The sequence below is a fragment of the Streptomyces sp. NRRL B-1347 genome (assembly GCF_000720325.1).
Taxonomy (GTDB): domain Bacteria; phylum Actinomycetota; class Actinomycetes; order Streptomycetales; family Streptomycetaceae; genus Streptomyces.
On the sequence record NZ_JOJM01000024.1, the window covers coordinates 122,610 to 142,535 of the forward strand.

Sequence of the window (19,926 nt, forward strand, 5' to 3'; positions counted from 1 at the left end):
GCTCACCACCCCAAAGCCCGCAAGAACCCAATGAAAACCTCCTATGAAAGAGGGACTTCAGCACCGTGACTGCTCTGACTCTCAGCACCGCCGCCGCGTCCGGCCTGCGTGCCGACGCGATCGTCGTCGGTGTCGCGAAGGGCGCCAAGGGGCCGGTCGTGGCCCCTGGCGCCGAGTCCGTGGACAAGGCGTACGACGGCAAGCTCGCGTCCGTCCTGGAGACCCTCGGCGCCTCCGGCTCCGAGGGCGAGGCGACGAAGCTGCCCGCGCCGTCCGGCTTCAAGGCGCCGGTGATCCTGGCAGTCGGCCTCGGCGCGGTCCCCGAGAAGGACCAGGCCTTCGACGCGGAGGTGCTGCGCCGGGCCGCCGGTGTCGCCGCGCGCGCTCTGGCCGGTTCGAAGAAGGCCGCGTTCGCGCTGCCCCTGGAGTCCGCGGGCGACGCGGGCGCGATCGCCGAGGGCGCGATCCTCGGCGCGTACTCCTTCGACGCCTACAAGGGCATCGCCGACAACGCCAAGGACGCCAAGGACGCCAAGGACGCCAAGGCCAAGAAGGGCGCCAAGGACACCAAGGGCCCGCTCGCCGAGGCCGCCCTGCTCGGCGGCAAGCCGCGCGACAAGGCCTACAAGGCCGCCGTCGAGCGCGCCCTGGCCGTCGCCGAGGAGCTCAACCGCGCCCGCGACCTGATCAACACCCCGCCGAACGACCTCTACCCGGAGGCGTTCGCCGCGGTGGCCCAGGCCGCCGGCAAGGAGCACGGCATCAAGGTGCAGGTGCTCGACGAGAAGGCGCTCACCAAGGGGGGCTACGGCGGCATCCTCGGCGTCGGCGCGGGCTCGGCTGCCCCGCCGCGCCTGGTGAAGCTGTCGTACACCTCGGCCAAGGCGAAGAAGCACCTGGCCTTCGTCGGCAAGGGCATCACGTACGACTCGGGCGGCATCTCGCTCAAGCCCGCGGGTCACAACGAGACCATGAAGTGCGACATGAGCGGCGCCGCCGCCGTGTTCGCGGCCGTGGTCGCCGCCGCGCGCCTCGGCCTCGAGGTCAACGTCACCGGCTGGCTGGCCCTCGCCGAGAACATGCCGTCCGGCTCGGCCACCCGGCCGGGCGACGTCCTGCGCATGTACAGCGGCAAGACGGTGGAGGTCCTGAACACCGACGCCGAGGGCCGTCTGGTCCTCGCCGACGCGCTCACCAAGGCCTCGGAGGACAAGCCCGACGCGATCGTCGACGTGGCGACGCTGACCGGCGCCATGGTCCTGGCCCTGGGCGACCGCACCTTCGGCATCATGGCCAACGACGACGCCTTCCGGACGTCGATCCACGAGATCGCCGACGAGGTCGGCGAGCCGTCCTGGCCGATGCCGATGCCCGAGCACCTGCGCAAGGGCATGGACTCCCCCACCGCCGACATCGCCAACATGGGCGAGCGCATGGGCGGCGGCCTGGTCGCGGGGCTGTTCCTGAAGGAGTTCGTGGGCGAGGGCATCACCTGGGCCCACCTGGACATCGCGGGCCCGGCCTTCCACGAGGGCGCCCCGTTCGGCTACACCCCCAAGGGCGGCACCGGCTCCGCCGTGCGCACCCTGGTGCGCCTCGCGGAGCGCACCGCCGCGGGCGACCTCGGCTGAGCGTGACCGACTGACGTACGGCCCCGGGGCGCCCTCGCCCACGGGGCCGTACTCATCCGTAACCCATCGGGACGCGTCCGCCCGGTCATCCCGTACGACGATTTCGCTGTCGATGAAATCCGTATGTTTGTACGTGGCTCTGACCTCTCGCTACGGGCGATCAGCCCGGCCCGGCGTCCCGCCTGCCGCCGACAAGTGCGAAGATGGGTTCTCGGCAGGACAGGGCCCCCACCAAAGGGCCGAAGAAGAGCGGCCGTATACCAGCCGACCGACCGGTCGTCCCCCGGCAAGAGGGGTCCGGCGCACGGCGCACATGCATGGAGGACGTGACGTGGCGAACGACGCCAGCACCGTTTTCGACCTAGTGATCCTCGGCGGTGGTAGCGGCGGTTACGCCGCGGCCCTGCGCGCCTCGCAGCTGGGTCTGGACGTCGCACTGATCGAGAAGAACAAGCTCGGCGGCACCTGCCTGCACAACGGCTGCATCCCGACCAAGGCCCTGCTGCACGCCGGCGAGGTCGCCGACTCGGCCCGCGAGGCCGAGCAGTTCGGTGTCAAGGCCACCTTCGATGGCATCGACATCAACGCCGTCCACAAGTACAAGGACGACGTCATCGCGGGCCTCTACAAGGGCCTGCAGGGCCTGGTCGCCTCCCGCAAGGTCACGTACATCGAGGGCGAGGGCCGCGTCTCGTCCCCGACCTCCGTGGACGTGAACGGCCAGCGGATCCAGGGTCGCCACCTCCTCCTGGCGACCGGTTCCGTGCCGAAGTCCCTGCCGGGCCTGGAGATCGACGGCAACCGCGTCATCTCCTCGGACCACGCGCTGACCCTGGACCGCGTGCCGCAGTCCGCGATCATCCTGGGCGGCGGCGTCATCGGCGTCGAGTTCGCCTCGGCGTGGAAGTCCTTCGGCACCGACGTCACGGTCATCGAGGGCCTCAAGCACCTCGTGCCGGTCGAGGACGAGAACAGCTCCAAGCTGCTCGAGCGCGCCTTCCGCAAGCGCGGCATCAAGTTCAACCTGGGCACCTTCTTCGAGAAGGCCGAGTACACCGAGACCGGCGTGCGGGTCACCCTCGCCGACGGCAAGACCTTCGAGGCCGAGGTGCTGCTCGTCGCCATCGGCCGCGGCCCGGTCTCCCAGGGCCTCGGGTACGAGGAGCAGGGCGTCGCCATGGACCGCGGCTACGTCCTGGTCGACGAGTACATGCGCACGAACGTCCCGACGATCTCGGCCGTCGGCGACCTCGTCCCGACCCTCCAGCTCGCGCACGTCGGCTTCGCCGAGGGCATCCTGGTGGCGGAGCGCCTGGCCGGTCTGAAGACCGTGCCGATCGACTACGACGGCGTGCCGCGCGTGACGTACTGCCACCCCGAGGTCGCGTCGGTCGGCATCACCGAGGCCAAGGCCAAGGAGATCTACGGCGCGGACAAGGTCGTCGCCCTCAAGTACAACCTGGCGGGCAACGGCAAGAGCAAGATCCTGAAGACCGCGGGCGAGATCAAGCTCGTCCAGGTCAAGGACGGTGCCGTGGTCGGCGTCCACATGGTCGGCGACCGCATGGGTGAGCAGGTGGGCGAGGCCCAGCTGGTCTACAACTGGGAAGCCCTGCCCGCCGAGGTGGCGCAGCTCATCCACGCCCACCCGACGCAGAACGAGGCGCTCGGCGAGGCCCACCTCGCCCTCGCCGGCAAGCCCCTGCACTCCCACGACTGACCTTCAGTCCACGGACGCGACGACCACAGACTTTCGTAATTCGTAAGGAGCAACCGAAACCATGGCGGTTTCCGTATCCCTTCCGGCGCTCGGCGAGAGCGTCACCGAGGGCACTGTCACCCGTTGGCTGAAGGCCGAAGGCGAGCGCGTCGAGGCCGACGAGCCGCTGCTCGAGGTGTCGACCGACAAGGTCGACACCGAGATCCCCTCGCCCGCCTCCGGCATCCTGGCCTCCATCAAGGTCGCCGAGGACGAGACCGTCGAGGTCGGCGCCGAGCTGGCCGTCATCGACGACGGCTCCGGCCCCCCCGCCGCGGCCCCGGCCCCCGCTGCCGAGCCCGCCCCCGCTGCCGAGCCCGCCCCGGCCGCCGAGCCCGCTCCGGCGCCCGCCGCCGAGGCCCCGGCCGCTCCGGCCGCCCCCGCCGAGGCGCCCGCCGCCCCGGCCGGCGGTGCCGCCGAGGGCACCGACGTCACGCTGCCCGCGCTCGGCGAGTCCGTCACCGAGGGCACCGTCACCCGCTGGCTGAAGGAGGTCGGCGAGGAGGTCTCCGCCGACGAGCCCCTCCTTGAGGTCTCCACCGACAAGGTCGACACCGAGATCCCCGCGCCGGTCTCCGGCGTGCTCCTGGAGATCACCGTCGCCGAGGACGAGACCGCCGAGGTCGGCGCCAAGCTCGCCGTCATCGGTGCCGCCGGTGCCGCCCCCGCGGCCGCTCCGGCCGCCGCCCCGGCCGCCCCGGCCGAGGCCCCGGCGCCCGCTCCGGCGCAGCCCGCCGCTCCGGCCGCCCCCGCGGCTCCGGCGCAGCCCGCTGCCGCCGCCCCGGCCCCGGCTCAGCCCGCGGCCCCCGCCGCTCCGGCTCCGGCCGCTCCGGCTCCGGCCAAGCCCGCCGCCCCCGCCCCGGCCGCCCCGGCTCCGGCCACCCCGGCCGACGACGGCGCGTACGTCACCCCGCTGGTGCGCAAGCTCGCCGCCGAGAACGGCGTGAACCTGGGCGCGGTCAAGGGCACCGGCGTCGGTGGCCGCATCCGCAAGCAGGACGTGCTCGCCGCCGCCGAGGCCGCGAAGTCCGCCCCGGCTCCGGCTGCCGCCCCGGCCGCCGCCGCTCCCGCGGCCGCGTCGAAGGCTCCGGCCGTCGAGGTGTCCCCGCTGCGCGGCCAGACGGTCAAGATGACCCGCATGCGCAAGGTCATCGGCGACAACATGATGAAGGCGCTGCACGGCCAGGCCCAGCTCTCCAGCGTGGTCGAGGTCGACATCACCAAGCTGATGAAGCTGCGCGCCCAGGCCAAGGACGGCTTCGCCGCCCGCGAGGGCGTCAAGCTGTCCCCGATGCCGTTCTTCGTGAAGGCCGCCGCGCAGGCGCTGAAGGCCCACCCGGTCGTCAACGCCCGCATCAACGAGGACGAGGGCACCATCACCTACTTCGACTCGGAGAACATCGGCATCGCCGTTGACTCCGAGAAGGGCCTGATGACCCCGGTCATCAAGGGTGCCGGTGACCTCAACCTGGCCGGCATCGCCAAGGCGACCGCCGACCTGGCCAACAAGGTCCGCGCCAGCAAGATCACCCCGGACGAGCTGTCCGGCGCGACCTTCACCATCTCCAACACCGGCTCGCGCGGCGCGCTGTTCGACACGATCATCGTGCCGCCGAACCAGGTCGCCATCCTGGGCATCGGTGCCACGGTCAAGCGCCCGGTGGTCATCAACCACCCGGACCTCGGCGAGACCATCGCCGTGCGCGACATGACCTACGTGACGCTGTCCTACGACCACCGTCTGGTGGACGGCGCGGACGCCGCCCGCTACCTGACCACGGTCAAGGCCATCCTGGAGGCCGGCGAGTTCGAGGTCGAGCTCGGCCTGTAAGGCTTCGGAGACGGACTGTAAGACTCGTCTCATCGGCGGCTGCGCCCCCGTCCGGAGGTTTCCGGACGGGGGCGCAGCCGTATTGTCTAGAGGTCGCCCGCCGCCTCTGCCCGTGGAGCCTCCCTATGACCGCGCCCGTCGTTCACTCGCTGCGCGAACAGATTCGCGAGCACATTGTGGAAGGCATCGTGAGCGGTCGCTGGAAGCCGGGCGAGCGGATCGTGGAGCGGCGCATCGCCGTCGAGCTGGAGGTCAGCCAGACGCCGGTGCGCGAGGCCCTGCGGGAGCTGGAGTCGCTGCGCCTGATCGAGTCCGCGCCCAACAAGGGCGTGCGCGTGCGCAACCTCTCCGCGGCCGACCTGGAGGAGAGCTACCCCGTCCGGGCGGGCCTCGAGGCCATCGCGGCCGAACTCGCCGCCGAGGGGCTCGCACGCGACTGCTCGGCCCTGGAACCGCACGTCACGGCCCTGTACGAGGCGGACCGCGCCAAGGACGGCACCGGGCAGGTGCGGCACACGGTCGCCTTCCACCGCGAGATGGTGCGCGCCGCGGGCAATTCGGTGCTCCTGCACACCTGGGAAGGCCTCGGCATCGAGGTCTTCACCGCGCTCTCCATCCGCTGGCTCGGCACCGTCCAGCAGTCGTACGCGGAGGAGCACGAGGCGCTCGTGCAGGCGTTCCAGCGCCGTGACCCCCGGATCGCGGAGCTCGTGAAGGCCCATGTCCTCGGCTGCGCGCCCCGGCCCGACCACGACGCTCATCCTGAGTGAGCCGCGCTCACACGTCGTCCCACCTGCGCAAATCCTGCGAATCAAAGGCACCCGGTGCCCTATGCCGTGGCACCCTGTGCCTACTTTTGCCCCGAGGGGGAAGTTTTCCGCTCAACGCTTTGATCGATCATCGATCGCTGGCTTACAGTCGACGACGGGCTCTCACCCGAGCCCCACGCCCTGTCCTGCCAAAGACCTAGGGCACCCCCGACCCTTTCCGTTAAGGGCCCCCGCCTGACCAGGCACGGGAACCCCTCCGACTCAGGAAGGCGGCGTAATGACCGACCCCTCCCGCATCCAGCCGAGCGAGCTCGACCAGCTCCCGGACCGCGACCCCGAGGAGACCGCCGAATGGCAGGCCTCTCTGGACGCCGTGACCAAGGCGGCCGGGCCGCACCGTGCCGCATATCTGATGCGCCGCACGCTGGAGCGCGCCGAGGGCGCGGGCCTGGCGCTGCCCAAGCTTCTTGAGACGGACTACGTCAACAGCATCCCGACCGCCGCCGAGCCCGTCATCGACGGCGACGAGGCGATGGAGTCCCGCATCACCGCGTGGAACCGGTGGAACGCGGCGGCGATGGTCACCCGCGGCTCGAAGTACGGCGTCGGCGGCCACATCGCCACCTTCGCCTCGGCCGCCTGGCTGTACGAGACCGGCTTCAACCACTTCTTCCACGGCAAGGAGGGGGACGGCTCCGGCGACCAGCTGTACATCCAGGGCCACGCCTCCCCCGGCATCTACGCCCGCGCCTTCCTCGACGGCCGCCTCGGCGAGGCGCAGCTCGACAACTTCCGCCAGGAGGCGGGCGGCGACGGCCTGCCGTCGTACCCGCACCCGCGCCGGCTGCCCTGGCTGTGGGAGTTCCCGACGGTCTCCATGGGCCTCGGCCCGCTGTCGGCCATCTACCAGGCCCGCTTCAACCGCTACCTGACGAACCGCGGCATCAAGGACGTCTCGTCCTCGCACGTGTGGGCGTTCCTCGGCGACGGCGAGATGGACGAGCCGGAGTCGACGGCGGCCCTCGCACTCGCCGCCCGTGAGGAACTGGACAACCTCACCTTCGTCATCAACTGCAACCTGCAGCGCCTCGACGGCCCGGTCCGCGCCAACTTCAAGATCGTGCAGGAGCTGGAGGCCCAGTTCCGCGGCGCGGGCTGGAACGTCGTCAAGTCCCTGTGGGGCGGCGCCTGGGACGAGCTGTTCGCGCTCGACACCACCGGTGCCCTCGTCCGCCGCCTGCGCGAGGTCCCGGACGCGCAGGTGCAGACGTACCAGACGCGTGACGCCGCGTACATCCGCGAGGACTTCTTCGGCAAGGACCCGGCGCTCGTCGAGATGGCGAAGCTGCTCTCCGACGACAAGATCCTGGAGTGCTTCCACCTGTCGCGCGGTGGCCACGAGCCGCGCAAGGTGTACGCCGCGTACAAGGCGGCCCTCGCGCACAAGGGCGCGCCGACCGTCATCCTGGCGCAGACCGTCAAGGGCTTCACCCTCGGTGAGGGCTTCGCGTCCAAGAACGCGAACCACCAGATGAAGAAGCTGACGACGGACGAGTTCAAGAACATGCGTGACCTTCTTGAGCTGCCCATCTCCGACAGCCAGTTCGTCGACGGACAGGTGCCCTACGGCCACCCCGGCGCCGAATCGCCCGAGGTCCGCTACCTCCAGGAGCGTCGCGCGGCCCTCGGCGGCCCGGCCCCGGCCCGTCGCACGCACGCGCTCGCCCCGCTGCCCGCGCCCGCCGACAAGGCCTTCGCGGCCTTCGACAAGGGCTCCGGCTCGCAGTCGGTCGCCACCACCATGGCGCTCGTCCGGCTGGTCAAGGACCTGGTCCGCGACAAGGAGACCGGCAAGCGCTGGGTGCCGATCGTCCCGGACGAGGCGCGCACCTTCGGCATGGAGTCGCTGTTCCCGTCGCTCGGCATCTACTCGCCCAAGGGCCAGACGTACGAGCCGGTCGACCGCGACCAGCTGATGTACTACAAGGAAGCCAAGAACGGCCAGATCCTCAACGAGGGCATCACCGAGGCCGGCTCGATGGCGGACTTCATCGCCGCGTCGTCCGCGTACTCCACGCACGGCGAAGCGATGATCCCGTTCTACATCTTCTACTCGATGTTCGGCTGGCAGCGCACCGCCGACCAGATGTGGCAGCTCGGCGACCAGCTCGGCCGCGGCTTCCTCATCGGCGCCACCGCCGGTCGTACGACGCTGACCGGTGAGGGCCTCCAGCACGCGGACGGCCACTCGCCGCTCATCGCCTCCACCAACCCGGCGGCGCTGACCTACGACCCGGCGTTCGCCTACGAGATCGGTGCCATCGTCAAGGAGGGCCTGCGCCGCATGTACGGCGAGGCCAAGCCGGGCGAGGACCAGGACGTCTTCTACTACCTGACGGTCTACAACGAGCCGATGCCGCAGCCCGCGAAGCCCGCGGGTGTGGACGAGGGCATCGTGAAGGGCCTGTACCGCTTCAACACGGCCGAGACCGCGGGCCTGTCCGCCGCGGCCAACGCCGCGCGGATCCAGCTCATCGGCTCGGGCACGGCCATCCACTGGACCCTGAAGGCCCAGCGGATGCTCGCCGAGGAGTGGGGCGTGGCCGCCGACGTGTGGTCCGCGACCTCCTGGACGGAGCTGCGCCGGGACGCCCTGGAGGCGGACGAGGCGCTGCTGCGCGGCGAGGAGCGGGTGCCGTACGTGCGCCAGGCCCTGGCCGGTGCGGAGGGCCCCGTGCTCGCGGTGTCCGACTACATGCGCCAGGTGCCCGACCAGATCGCCCAGTGGGTCGAGCAGGACTACTCCTCGCTCGGCGCGGACGGCTTCGGCCTCTCCGACACGCGTGACGCGGCCCGCCGCCACTTCGGCGTCGACGCCGAGTCGATCGTCGTCGCGGCGCTCGCGCAGCTGGCCCGGCGTGGCGCGGTGCCCGCTGCCGCGGTGAAGGAGGCCCGGGCCAAGTACGGCCTGTAAGCCTCCGGCTCGGTACGGGCTCGTGGGTGCGGGGGGGTGCTGCCCGGAGTGGGCGGCACCCCCCGCACCCCTTTCTATGATTGGGGTATGCGTGCTGCCCGGCTGATCAAGATGGTGTTGCTGTTGCAGGCCCGGGCCTCCATGACCGCCGGTGAGCTCGCGGCCGAGCTCGAAGTGTCGGAGCGGACCATCACGCGGGACGCGCAGGCGCTGTCGGAGGCGGGTGTCCCGGTGTACGCGGACCGCGGCCGTGCCGGTGGCTACCGGCTCATCGGGGGCTATCGGACCCGGCTCACCGGCCTGGCCCGCAGCGAGGCGGAAGCCCTGTTCCTGTCGGGCGTGCCGGGCGCGCTGCGCGAGATGGGCCTGGCGGACGCCGCGTCCGCGGCCCGCCTGAAGGTGTCCGCCGCGCTCCTGCCCTCCCTGAGCGACGCCTCGCAGAACGCGGCCCAGCGCTTCCACCTGGACGCCCCGGGCTGGTTCAGGGAGACCCCGGCGCCCGAGCTGCTGCCCGCGGTGGCCGACGCGGTGTGGGACGACCGCCGCGTCATCGCCCGCTACCGCCGCCAGGACGCCGAGGTGGAGCGGGAGTTGGAGCCGTACGGCCTGATCCTGAAGGCGGGCGTCTGGTACCTGTGCGCCCGCGTCCCGGACACCGGCTCGTTCCGGGTGTACCGCATCGACCGCTTCACCGCCGTCTCCTCGGCCGCCTCCGGCGACGACCGCTTCGTACGGGACGAGGAGTTCGACCTGCCCGGCTTCTGGGAGGAGCGGGCCGCGCAGTTCGCGCGGGCCATCCTGCGGGAGGAGGCCGTGCTCAGGCTGTCCCCGGACGGGGCCCGGCAGCTGCCGTACGTCACGGACCGCACCGCGGCGCGGGAGGCCCTGGACGGGGCCGAGCCCGACGAGCGGGGCCGGGTGACCGTCACCCTGCCCGTCGAGTCCCCCGTCGTCGCGTACACCCAACTGCTCGCCCTGGGGCCCGAGGTGGAGGTCCTGGAGCCGCCGGAGCTACGCGAGCGGCTCGCGGCCACGGCGGCCCGGATGGCCGAGCTCTACCGCTGACGGACCGCCGCTGACGGGCCGCCCTGCCGGACTACCGGTAGCCGGTCACGTCCGCGGTCGGGCTCTCCTGGTCGACCTCCGTGATGTACCGCCAGGCGTCCGGACGGGAGCCGTCCACGTCCGTGAAGCCGTACTCCGCGGCGAGGCCGCCGCTGGACAGGGACGCGCCGTTCCACCGCGCCACGTCGGGGTCGGCGGCGAGCGCGGCGAGGGCGCGGCCCACGTACGTGGGGGTCTCGGAGATGGCGAAGTGCGGGTTCTGCTTCGTGCCGTCGAGCCAGTTCTCCTCGGAGACCTTGAAGTAGGTGTCGAGCATGGCTTCCGAGCGCAGCCAGCCCGGTGTCAGACAGACCGCCGTGCAGCCGTACTCCTTGAGCTCGTCGGCGAGCGCGCGGGCCATCCGCAGCGGGGCCGCCTTGGCGAGGTCGTAGTAGTAGGGCTTGCGGTAGCGCTTGTTGTACTCGTCGGTGCCGTCGGTGACCTCGACGACCAGGCCGCCCTCGTTGCGGATGAGCAGCGGCAGCGCGAAGCGGCTGGTGACGATGTGGGTCTCGACGCCGAGGCGCAGGACGCGCAGGCCCTTGTCGAGGTCGTGCTCCCACATCTTCTTGTCCCACTCGACGTGGACGTCACCGCCCCAGATGTCGTTGACGAGGATGTCGAGGCGGTGCTGCTCCGCGTCGATCCGCTCGACGAGGGCGCGGACCTGCTCGGGGTCGAGGTGGTCGGTGGGGACCGCGATGCCGCGGCCGCCCGCCGCCGTCACGAGCTCCGCCGTCCCCTCGATGGTCTCGCTGCTCCGGCCGACCTCGCTGACGTGCTCGCGGGTCGTGCGTCCCGTCACGTACACGGTGGCTCCGGCCCGGCCGAGCTCCACGGCCATGGCCCGCCCGGCGCCGCGCGTGGCCCCGGCGACGAGGGCGATCCTTCCGGCCAGGGGGCCCGTGACTTCCTGTGGTTTCTCCATGGGGCGAGCCTTCCACCGAAAGCCGACATCTCCTGTCGGGCTTTCCACGGGCATGTGCACACATAACGACACAGCCGCATTCCGGCGCACTCCGCGTGCGCCCCCACCCGCCAGGGCAGATGCTTGTCCCGTGATGGACGAGACGGAGTTCTGGGAGATCGTGGACAGCACCCGGGAGGCCGCGGACGGCGACCCGGAGGACCACGCCGAGCTGCTGGTCGAGCGGTTGCTGCGGGCCGACCCGGACGCCGTGCTCGACTTCGCGCGGCACTTCGAGGCCCGCTACAACCGCGCCTACCGCTGGGACCTGTGGGGCGCCGCGTGGGTGCTGCTCGACGGCGTGAGCGACGACGCCTTCGACTACTTCCGGTGCTGGCTCATCGGGCAGGGCCGCGAGGTCTTCGAGGGCGCCCTGCACGACCCGGACTCCCTCGCCGACCTCCTCGACGGCTTCGACGAGGAGCTCGACGGCGACGGCGAGGAACTCGGCTACGCGGCCGACGAGGCCTACGAGCAGCTCACCGGGGTCGTGGCACCGGACCTGGGCATCGCCCCCGCCCCGCCGGAGCCGGAGGGCACCGCGATCGACTTCGAGGACGACGCGGTGCTCGCGCAGCGGTATCCGAAGCTGTGGGAGCGGTTCGCGGCCCGCTGAGCCGCGCGGCCCGGCCGCCGCTTCACCCCGGCCCTCCTCAGCGCCTCTCAGCGCCTCTCATGCCTCTCGCGCCTCTCGCGCCTCTCGCGCCTCTCAGTGCTCCCACGCGAACACCAGGAGCGCCACGTCGTCCCGTACGCCGCCGGAGAACCGCACCAGGTCGCGCCAGATCGCGTCCGTGAGGGCCGCCGGGTCGTCCTGCTCGGCCTCGAAGAGCGCGGGCAGGCGCGCCGCCAGCGGGTAGAAGGCCCCGGAGGCGTCCCGGGCCTCCGTCACGCCGTCCGTCACGGTCAGGAGCCAGTCGCCGGGACGCAGCCCCACGACGGTCTCCCGGGGCGGTGCGACCCCGGCGATGCCGAGGCCGAGCGGCGGTCCCGGGGACACCTGGAGCTCGGTGACGGCGGTGCCGCGCAGGAGCAGCGGCGGCGGGTGGCCGCAGGAGAGAAGGCGCAGCTCGTCGGCCTCGCCCCCGAACTCCAGGAGCACGGCGGTGGCGAAGAGCTCGCCGGGCTCGCCGCGCTCCGCGCCTTCGGCGTCCCGGGCGTCGGTGACCAGGCGCCGGTCCAGGCGGGCGGCGACGCCCTCCAGGTCGGGCTCGTCCAGGGCCGCCTCGCGGAAGGCGCCGATCAGCGCGGCCACGGTCCCGACGGCCGCGAGACCGTGCCCCTGGACGTCGCCGACCATGGCCCGCACGCCGCAGGGGCCCCTGCGGACGTCGAAGAGGTCGCCGCCGACCAGGGTGCCGCGCTGCGCCGCCCGGTACAGGCCCGCGCAGCGCACCGGGCCCACCCGCTCCGGCAGCGGCGGCAGCACCGCGAACTGCGCGGCCTCCGCGACCGTGCGGACGGTGATGAGCTGGGCGTCCCTGCGGCTGCGGACGGAGGCGAAGAGCACGCTGAGCACGGCCACGAAGGCCACGGTCGCGGTGTCGCTCTCGCCGGGGTGGCCGAGGTCGTAGCGCGGCAGGTTGAGCATCAGGAGCACGAGGCCGCCGAGGAGGGCGGTGGCGGCGGGCCCGTAGGCGAGGGCGGCGAGCGGCGGGACGGCCGCGAGCAGGAAGCTCAGGTCGAGGGTCTTGGGCGTGAGGACCTGGATGACCACGGTCAGGACCAGGAGCACGGGCGCGGGCCAGCGCATCCAGGGCGGGGTGGGGGCGCGGCGCGGCCAGTCGGGGTCGCGCGCGCTCCGCCGCCCTACCGCGGGCCTGGGCATGGGTGCTCCTTCCCGGCGACGGGGGTGGTCCTCACGCTCCTACGAGCACGGGACGCCCGCACGCCGGGCCGGTCAGGTCGGGTGTCGCTCCGCGCCCGGCGCGGCCGCCGGGGAGGTCACAGGGGGCGGCCCATCAGCACGTCGTCCACGTACTGCCCGTCCAGGAGGAACTCCCCGGGGAGGACGCCCTCGGTCACGAAGCCCTCGGACTCGTACAGCGTGCGGGCGGGCGCGTTGTGGCCGAGCACCCGCAGGGTGAGGCGGCGCGCGCCCTGGCGGCGGGCCTCGGCCACGACCGCCCTGATCAGCTCCCGGCCCACGCCCTTGCCGCGCGCCTGCCCGTCGACGACGAAGCCGAGGATCTGGCGCACGTGCGCGTTGACGACGAGCGGCGTGGGGAAGCCGAGCCGGATGTAGCCGACGATCCGCCCTTCCACCTCGGCGACCAAGTGGTCGCGGGGGCCGAAGCGGTCGGTGAAGAACGGCTCGTGCGGGGGTGCGGGGCGGGGCTGCACGGAGTGCACGGTGGACCAGTTCTCGCGGTCCAGGCGGGCCAGCACGTCGTCGTCGCCCGCGCGGGCCGCGCGTATGTACGTCTGCTGCATGAGCGTCACTGTACGGCGCGGGTACGACGCGCCACCCGTCCTTTTCGCGGCAGGATGGGGCCCATGGAGCCTACGCGTCCGCAGCCTTCGGACTCTTCGCAACAGCCGTCCCGCGTCGCCGTCGCCGGTGCCTCCGGGCTCATCGGAGCGGCCCTGACGCGCTCTCTGGCCGCCGAAGGCCACGAGGTGGTGCGGCTGGTGCGGCGCGCCCCGCGCACGGCGGCGGAAGTGCGCTGGGACCCCAAGGCGGGCCGGGTGGACACGGCGGGGCTCGCGGGCTGCACCGCCGTGGTCAATCTGGCGGGCGCCGGGGTCGGCGACCGGCGCTGGACCGACGCGTACAAGCGGGAGATGTACGACAGCAGGGTGCTCGGCACGAAGACCCTCGCCACCGCCGTGGCCTCGCTCGACGAGCCGCCCCGGGTCTTCGTGAACGGCAGCGCGATCGGCTACTACGGGACCACCGGTGACCGCGCGGTGGACGAGAGCGCCCCGGCGGGCGAGGGCTTCCTGCCGTCGATGTGCGTGGACTGGGAGGCGGCGGCCCGGCCCGCCCAGGACGCGGGCATCCGCACGGTCTTCGCGCGCAGCGGCCTGGTGGTGGCGCGCTCGGGCGGTGCGTGGGGGCGGATGTTCCCCCTGTTCAAGGCCGGCCTGGGCGGGCGGCTCGGGAACGGGCGGCAGTACTGGAGCTTCATCGCGCTGCGCGACGAGGTGGCCGCCCTGCGGCATCTGCTCGCCCGCGACGAGCTGTCCGGCCCCTTCAACCTCACCGCGCCGACGCCGGTGACCAACCGCGAGGTGACGGCCGCGATGGGCCGGGCGCTGCACCGGCCGACGCTGTTCCCGGCCCCCGCGCCGGCCCTGCGCCTGGTGCTCGGGGAGATGGCGGGGGACGTCCTGGGCAGCCAGCGGGTGCTGCCCGCGCGGCTGTTGGAGTCCGGGTTCGCCTTCGCGCACCCGACGGTCGACGACGCGGTGCGGGCGGCGCTGCGCCCCTAGGGCGCGGGGCCGTGCCCTTCGTGCGGCTCCGCCGCGTGGGGTCGGCCCCGGCGTTCACGGCGCCCCCGCGTGCCCACGCGCAATCGTTTCGCCGTCTGCGTGCGACCGTCGTGCGACCATGCCCGGTCCATGCGCGACTGGCACCGGCCGACGGGGCTCCTACCCTCAAGCGGAACTCGGGGATTCCGCCGCCCTGTGTAGGGCATAAGCGTCCCCAGCAGCCGCGCAACCTCCGGGAGGAGCACGTGCCAGAGCCTGCGCACCATGCGGATGTCGTCATCGTGGGAGCCGGGGTCTCGGGACTGTCGGCCGCACACCAGCTGATCAGGGCCGGAGTAACGACCGTCATCCTGGAGGCCGCCCCTTACGTCGGGGGCCGCATGTCGACCGAGAAAGTGGACGGATTCCGGCTCGACAGGATCGGGCAGCTGCTCAGCACGTCGTATCCGGAACTACGCCACACGCCGGGACTCGACGCGCTCGCCCTGCGCCCGTTCGCACCGGGGCTGCTCGTCCACAGCGAAGGGCAGCACCACCGGGCCGCCGAGTTCATCGGAGCACCGGGCCCCAGGCGCGCACGGGGCGCACTCCATGCGGCGCGCGCCCTGGCGAGCGCCCCCCTGGTCCCGCGCCCGGCCCGCACGGCGGCGCGGACACCGTCGGGGACCGCGCCCGGCCGCGCGCTCCGGACGTCACGGCCGCCCGCGCGCAGCACCCCGCTGGGGAGCGCACTCGACCAGGCCCGCCTCGGCGCCGCCCTGGCCCGGCTCGCCGCCACCCCGGTGCGGCGGCTGCTCGCGCGCCCCGAACTCCCGGCCGCGCGGGCCCTGTCCGCGCGCGGCCTGCCCACCCGCACCATCGAGGGCTTCCTGCGCCCGCTGCTTTCGGCGCTGCTCTGCGACCCCGACCTGACGACGTCCAGCCGGTGCGCCGACCTCGCCCTGCACGCCTTCGCGCGCGGCCGCCTGTGCCTGCCCGAGGGCGGCGCCGACGTCCTGCCCGAGCTGCTCGCGGCCGCGCTGCCGCCGGGGACGGTGCGCACCGGCGTCCGCGTCACCGCGGTGGCCGCCAACCGCGTCATGACCGCCGAGCACGGCGAACTGACCTGCCGCGGCGTCCTCCTGGCCACCGACGCGCGCGCCGCCGCCGAGTTGCTTCCCGGGCTGCGGGTGCCGTCCTTCCACCCGGTGACCGTCGTGCACCACGCGGTCCCCGAGCCGCCGCTCGCCGAGCCCGCGCTGCTCCTGGACGCCGACCGGCGGGGCCCGGTCGCGCACACGGCCGTCGTCAGCCACGTCGACCCCACGCGCGCGCCCGCGGGCCGTTTCCTCGTCTCGTCGACCGTCCTCGGGCCGCCGCCGGACGACCTCGACCGCACCGTCCTCGCCCACCTCGCCGCGCTGTACGGCACGCCGACGGACCGGTGGGAGCTGCTCGCCGCGCACCACACCCGCGAGGCGGTGCCCGCGATGCCGCCGCCGCACGACCTGCGCCGTCCGGTGCGGCTCCTGTCGGGCCTGTACGTGTGCGGCGACCACCGCGACACGAGCACGGTGCAGGGCGCCCTGCACTCGGGCCGGCGCGCGGCCCGGGCCGTCCTGGCCGACCTAGGCATCGAACCCACGCACACCGAGGACCAGCTCCCGACCGCCGCGTAGGGGGCGGCGCCCCGAAGGGGCGCGGGGAAGGGGGAAGGGGGGCGCCCCGCCGGAGGCGCCCCCGTGGTCTCAGCCGAGCGCCGCGACCTTGTCGCGGTACCCGCGTACGGGAGCCGCGTCCCGGTACGGCTCCAGGCGGCGCTCGAAGTCGCGCACGTACTCCACCGCCCGCACCGAGCGCATCTCGCCCGCCGCCTGGGCCGCCTCCGCGCCCAGCTGGCAGGCCTGCTCCAGCTCGCCGAGGCCGAGCCGCGAGGTGGCCAGGACGACGCGGCAGAAGAGCCGGGAGCGGGCGTACCCGGGAGCCCGCAGCTGGAGCGAGCGCTCGGCGTGCTGGGCGGCCGCGCGGTACTGCTGGAGGTCGCGGTTGCAGTGCGCGAACTCGTCGGCGAGCTGGGCCTCGTCGAAGAAGCGCGCCCAGTACGGGACCTCGTCACCCGGCCGGGCGGCTTCCAGGGCGCGCTCGGCGCGCACCATGGAGGCCGTGCACGCCCGCACCTCGCCGAGCACGCCGTGGCCGCGCGCCTCCACGGCGTGCAGCAGGGCCTGCACCACCGGCGGCGCGGAGGAGCCGACGCCCTGCTGCGCGACCCGGGCCAGCTGCACGGCCTCGCGGCCGTGGCCCAGATAGACGGCCTGGCGGCTCATCGTGACCAGGACGTAGGAGCCGTACGCGCGATCGCCCGCCGCCTGGGACAGGCGCAGGGCTTGCACGAAGTACCGCTGGGCGAGGCCGTGCGCCGCGATGTCGTACGACGTCCAGCCCGCGAGCCGGGTGAGGTCGGCGGCGGCCGCGAAGAGGCGGCGCCCGGCCTGCTCGTTGTAGGTGCCGCGGAGCATCGGCTCGGCCTCGTGCTCCAGGTAGCGCACCAGGGCCTGGCGGGCATGGCCGCCGCCGTAGGCGTGGTCGAGCGCGCGGAACAGCTCGCCGACGGAGCGCAGCGCGGCGATGTCGCCGCCGGACACCCGGTGGCCGGGTCCGCGGTCGGTGTCGCGGCGCTGGCGCGGCACCCCGGGACGGCCCTGCGGGGGCACGCGCGGGGGCTGCGGCGGCTCGCCGCCGCGGGCGACGCGCTCGTCGGCGCGGCCGATGAGCCAGTCCCGGCTCGGCACCACGAGCCCGGCCGGGGTGAAGGCGATCTTGCGCAGCTCGGCGTGGCTGCCGGAGTCCTTGCGCCACAGGCCGCCGACGATGTCGATGGCCTCCTCGGGCGACGCCGCGAATTCGAGGCCCGCGTAGACGGGCGCGCAGGCGTCGAGCCCGAGGTCCTGCGCGGACAGGCGGCGGCCGAGGCGGCGGGTGAAGACCTCGGCGATCAGCGCGGGCGTCGTACCGCGCGGCTGCTGGCCGCGGAGCCAGCGTGTCACCGATGTTTTGTCGTACCTGAGGTCGAGCCCGTGTTCGAGCCCTAGCTGATCGACGCGACGGGCCAGGCCCGCATTGGAGAATCCAGCTTCCGCGATGAGTGCGGCGAGCTGGCGGTTGGGGGTGCGCTGCGGGGGTCGTTCCGTCATCAGCTGTGCGGTCTCCTGCCCTTTGGGTCTGCCTTGAGCAGCCCATTTGGCCTCGTGAACGGCGTGAATGTAACGGCCTGTACCGCCCGCATCGCGACCTTCAAGCCGCATTCATCCGATCGTGTGAGGATTGGCCGGAGGGCTGACGGGAGAACGCCAGTCGTACAGTGGCTGGGGCGCGATCCGTGCACGGTGAAGGTTTCCGTGCGCGGTGAGGTTTCGGTGCACGGTGAGGTTAGGGAGGCACGCGCCGTGGGCGAGTTGCGATTCATCCGGCTGGGCTTCGGCCCGGAGTACGTCGAGTACCAGGACGCCTGGGACGAGCAGCGCCGCGTGCACGCGGCCCGGTTCGCGGACGAGGTGCCGGACACCTGCCTGCTCCTCGAGCACCCGCCGGTGTACACGGCGGGCGGGCGCCCCCCCCGCTAGCACATGTGCGGCGCCTGGAAGAGGCACTTATCCGAACGTGTGCCGAGTTCGGTCTGGTCACCACCCGGGTCGAGGGCCGCAGCGGCGTGTGGGTCCTCGGCGACCCGGTGGAGCAGCGCGCGGCCCTCGGCGGGCTCAGCCTGGACTTCGACCCGCGCCTCACGGACGACGAGTTCGACCCCCGCCTCAACGGCCCGGAGTACGCGCCCTCCAACGCGGGCCAGCGCCGCGAGGACCGCAAGATCGCCGCGATCGGCATCCGCGTCGCCAAGGGCGTCACGATGCACGGCTTCGCGCTGAACGTGAACCCGGACAACACCTGGTTCGACAAGATCGTCCCGTGCGGCATCCGCGACGCGGGTGTGACGTCGATCGCGAACGAGCTGGGGCGCGACATCACGATCGCCGACGTCCTGCCGGTGGTCGAGAAGCACCTCACGGACATCCTGGAGAACGCGGACCTCAAGCCGCGGGTCATCGAGCAGCAGCCCGCGGAGGTCGCCGGGCCCGCCGCTTCCGGACCGGCGCCCGCCGCCGCGGGACCGGCCGCCGGGCGGGTCCCCGAGACGGCCCTCTCCTAGTCACCGCGCGACTGCGGGGCGCATTCGGGAATGCACCCCCTTGGCCAGAGGTTGGCCGCAAGTAAGCCCCATGAGACAACGGGCGTACCCTGGGGTGCGCCGACGAATCGAAGTTACGCCAGCTAGCAGGGAGCCGATGTGTCCGCAGTCGCACCCGACGGACGCAAGATGCTGCGCCTGGAGGTCCGGAACGCCCAGACCCCCATCGAGCGCAAGCCCGAGTGGATCAAGACCCGGGCGAAAATGGGCCCCGAGTACACACAGATGCAGAAGCTCGTGAAGAGCGAGGGCCTGCACACGGTCTGCCAGGAGGCGGGCTGTCCCAACATCTACGAGTGCTGGGAGGACCGCGAGGCGACGTTCCTCATCGGCGGTGACCAGTGCACGCGGCGTTGCGACTTCTGCCAGATCGACACCGGCAAGCCGCAGGCCCTCGACCGCGACGAGCCCCGTCGCGTCGGTGAGTCCGTCGTCACGATGGACCTGAACTACGCCACCATCACCGGCGTCGCGCGCGACGACCTGGAGGACGGCGGCGCCTGGCTGTACGCGGAGACCGTGCGCCAGATCCACACGATGACCGCCGGGCGCGAGGGCGGCCACACCAAGGTCGAGCTGCTGATCCCCGACTTCAACGCGGAGCCGGACCAGCTGGCCGAGGTCTTCTCCTCCCGCCCCGAGGTGCTCGCCCACAACGTGGAGACGGTGCCGCGCATCTTCAAGCGCATCCGCCCCGGCTTCCGCTACGAGCGCTCCCTGAAGGTCATCACCGAGGCCCGCGAGGCGGGCCTGGTCACCAAGTCGAACCTGATCCTCGGCATGGGCGAGACCCGCGAGGAGGTCAGCGAGGCGCTCCAGCAGCTGCACGACGCGGGCTGCGAGCTCATCACGATCACCCAGTACCTGCGCCCGTCGGTGCGCCACCACCCGGTGGAGCGCTGGGTCAAGCCGCAGGAGTTCGTCGAGCTCAAGGAGGAGGCCGAGGAGATCGGCTTCTCCGGCGTCATGTCGGGCCCCCTCGTCCGCTCCTCGTACCGCGCGGGGCGGCTCTACCAGATGGCGATCGAGCGGCGCGGCGCGTACGTCGCCTCGCAGGCGGTCTGACGCGCGAGCGGGTGCCCCGGCACCCGGTCCGGGCCCGGTGTGCGGGGATCCGCACCCGGGCCCGACGCATGTGCGGACGGGCCCGGCGGATGCACGTACGCGGCGACGGGTGTGGGTACGGGACCGACGGGTGCGCGCCCGGCCCGGAGCTTGGGAATCCGCATCGGG

General features: G+C 72.9%; 14 protein-coding genes and 1 pseudogene. 11 read left to right on the forward strand and 4 right to left on the reverse strand.

Features of this window, described 5'->3' with window-relative positions; all coding sequences use genetic code 11:
* The first annotated feature begins 65 nt into the window (after window positions 1-65).
* From IG74_RS0121515 to IG74_RS0121540, 6 genes are all read left to right on the forward strand, one after another.
* Complete coding sequence (locus IG74_RS0121515) at window positions 66-1,631, forward strand: leucyl aminopeptidase (protein WP_030679599.1); 1,566 nt, start codon at window positions 66-68, stop codon at window positions 1,629-1,631.
* Window positions 1,632-1,962: 331 nt separating this feature from the next.
* A complete protein-coding gene (gene lpdA, locus IG74_RS0121520; RefSeq protein WP_030679602.1) occupies window positions 1,963-3,351 on the forward strand; it encodes a dihydrolipoyl dehydrogenase in 1,389 nt (462 codons plus the stop codon).
* Between the two features lie 61 nt (window positions 3,352-3,412).
* Window positions 3,413-5,221, forward strand: coding sequence for a 2-oxoglutarate dehydrogenase, E2 component, dihydrolipoamide succinyltransferase (sucB, locus tag IG74_RS0121525; RefSeq protein ID WP_030679605.1), 1,809 nt, complete (start codon window positions 3,413-3,415; stop codon window positions 5,219-5,221).
* A 125-nt stretch (window positions 5,222-5,346) separates the two neighbouring features.
* The gene (locus tag IG74_RS0121530; protein WP_030679608.1) at window positions 5,347-5,991 is read left to right on the forward strand and encodes a GntR family transcriptional regulator; all 645 of its coding nucleotides are present in this window, start codon (window positions 5,347-5,349) and stop codon (window positions 5,989-5,991) included.
* 277 nt (window positions 5,992-6,268) lie between these two features.
* Window positions 6,269-8,965 (forward strand): pyruvate dehydrogenase (acetyl-transferring), homodimeric type, encoded by a 2,697-nt coding sequence (aceE, locus tag IG74_RS0121535; protein WP_030679611.1) that lies wholly within the window; start codon window positions 6,269-6,271, stop codon window positions 8,963-8,965.
* Between the two features lie 87 nt (window positions 8,966-9,052).
* On the forward strand, window positions 9,053-10,030 hold the full coding sequence (locus IG74_RS0121540) for a helix-turn-helix transcriptional regulator (protein ID WP_030679614.1): 978 nt from the start codon (window positions 9,053-9,055) through the stop codon (window positions 10,028-10,030).
* 31 nt (window positions 10,031-10,061) lie between these two features.
* Here the strand turns inward: IG74_RS0121540 and IG74_RS0121545 are convergent, their stop codons facing one another.
* A complete protein-coding gene (locus IG74_RS0121545) occupies window positions 10,062-10,997 on the reverse strand; it encodes an SDR family oxidoreductase (protein WP_030679617.1) in 936 nt (311 codons plus the stop codon).
* 133 nt (window positions 10,998-11,130) lie between these two features.
* Here IG74_RS0121545 and IG74_RS0121550 point away from each other — a divergent pair, with 133 nt between their 5' ends.
* Window positions 11,131-11,652, forward strand: a complete 522-nt coding sequence (locus IG74_RS0121550; RefSeq protein ID WP_030679619.1) for a DUF4240 domain-containing protein — start codon at window positions 11,131-11,133, stop codon at window positions 11,650-11,652.
* A 93-nt stretch (window positions 11,653-11,745) separates the two neighbouring features.
* Here IG74_RS0121550 and IG74_RS0121555 read toward each other — a convergent pair whose 3' ends face one another.
* Window positions 11,746-12,864, reverse strand: a complete 1,119-nt coding sequence (locus tag IG74_RS0121555) for a PP2C family protein-serine/threonine phosphatase (RefSeq protein WP_030679620.1) — start codon at window positions 12,862-12,864, stop codon at window positions 11,746-11,748.
* A gap of 116 nt (window positions 12,865-12,980) precedes the next feature.
* Window positions 12,981-13,469: a GNAT family N-acetyltransferase gene (locus tag IG74_RS0121560; RefSeq protein ID WP_030679623.1), complete on the reverse strand. Its 489-nt coding sequence runs from the start codon at window positions 13,467-13,469 to the stop codon at window positions 12,981-12,983.
* A gap of 54 nt (window positions 13,470-13,523) precedes the next feature.
* Here IG74_RS0121560 and IG74_RS0121565 point away from each other — a divergent pair, with 54 nt between their 5' ends.
* Both IG74_RS0121565 and IG74_RS0121570 read left to right on the forward strand, forming a co-directional pair.
* Window positions 13,524-14,471: a TIGR01777 family oxidoreductase gene (locus tag IG74_RS0121565; protein ID WP_078868931.1), complete on the forward strand. Its 948-nt coding sequence runs from the start codon at window positions 13,524-13,526 to the stop codon at window positions 14,469-14,471.
* 245 nt (window positions 14,472-14,716) lie between these two features.
* A complete protein-coding gene (locus tag IG74_RS0121570) occupies window positions 14,717-16,129 on the forward strand; it encodes an NAD(P)/FAD-dependent oxidoreductase (RefSeq protein ID WP_030679629.1) in 1,413 nt (470 codons plus the stop codon).
* Window positions 16,130-16,198: 69 nt separating this feature from the next.
* Here the strand turns inward: IG74_RS0121570 and IG74_RS0121575 are convergent, their stop codons facing one another.
* The gene (locus tag IG74_RS0121575) at window positions 16,199-17,644 is read right to left on the reverse strand and encodes a hypothetical protein (RefSeq protein WP_030679632.1); all 1,446 of its coding nucleotides are present in this window, start codon (window positions 17,642-17,644) and stop codon (window positions 16,199-16,201) included.
* 252 nt (window positions 17,645-17,896) lie between these two features.
* Between IG74_RS0121575 and IG74_RS46045 the strand changes: the two are divergent.
* Together IG74_RS46045 and lipA are read left to right on the forward strand one after the other, a co-directional pair.
* Window positions 17,897-18,654, forward strand: a pseudogene (locus IG74_RS46045) (lipoyl protein ligase domain-containing protein).
* Window positions 18,655-18,792: 138 nt separating this feature from the next.
* Complete coding sequence (lipA, locus tag IG74_RS0121585; protein WP_030679635.1) at window positions 18,793-19,758, forward strand: lipoyl synthase; 966 nt, start codon at window positions 18,793-18,795, stop codon at window positions 19,756-19,758.
* Window positions 19,759-19,926 lie beyond the last annotated feature (168 nt).

What these genes read in the sequence shown, in the direction of transcription:
- aceE (WP_030679611.1), top strand. Translation starts at nt 6,269, where the DNA reads ATGACCGACCCCTCCCGCATCCAGCCGAGCGAGCTCGACCAGCTCCCG.
- IG74_RS0121540 (WP_030679614.1), top strand. Translation starts at nt 9,053, where the DNA reads ATGCGTGCTGCCCGGCTGATCAAGATGGTGTTGCTGTTGCAGGCCCGG.
- IG74_RS0121575 (WP_030679632.1), bottom strand. Translation starts at nt 17,644, where the DNA reads ATGACGGAACGACCCCCGCAGCGCACCCCCAACCGCCAGCTCGCCGCA.
- IG74_RS0121565 (WP_078868931.1), top strand. Translation starts at nt 13,524, where the DNA reads ATGGGGCCCATGGAGCCTACGCGTCCGCAGCCTTCGGACTCTTCGCAA.
- IG74_RS0121560 (WP_030679623.1), bottom strand. Translation starts at nt 13,469, where the DNA reads ATGCAGCAGACGTACATACGCGCGGCCCGCGCGGGCGACGACGACGTG.
- sucB (WP_030679605.1), top strand. Translation starts at nt 3,413, where the DNA reads ATGGCGGTTTCCGTATCCCTTCCGGCGCTCGGCGAGAGCGTCACCGAG.
- IG74_RS0121555 (WP_030679620.1), bottom strand. Translation starts at nt 12,864, where the DNA reads ATGCCCAGGCCCGCGGTAGGGCGGCGGAGCGCGCGCGACCCCGACTGG.
- IG74_RS0121545 (WP_030679617.1), bottom strand. Translation starts at nt 10,997, where the DNA reads ATGGAGAAACCACAGGAAGTCACGGGCCCCCTGGCCGGAAGGATCGCC.
- IG74_RS0121550 (WP_030679619.1), top strand. Translation starts at nt 11,131, where the DNA reads ATGGACGAGACGGAGTTCTGGGAGATCGTGGACAGCACCCGGGAGGCC.
- IG74_RS0121530 (WP_030679608.1), top strand. Translation starts at nt 5,347, where the DNA reads ATGACCGCGCCCGTCGTTCACTCGCTGCGCGAACAGATTCGCGAGCAC.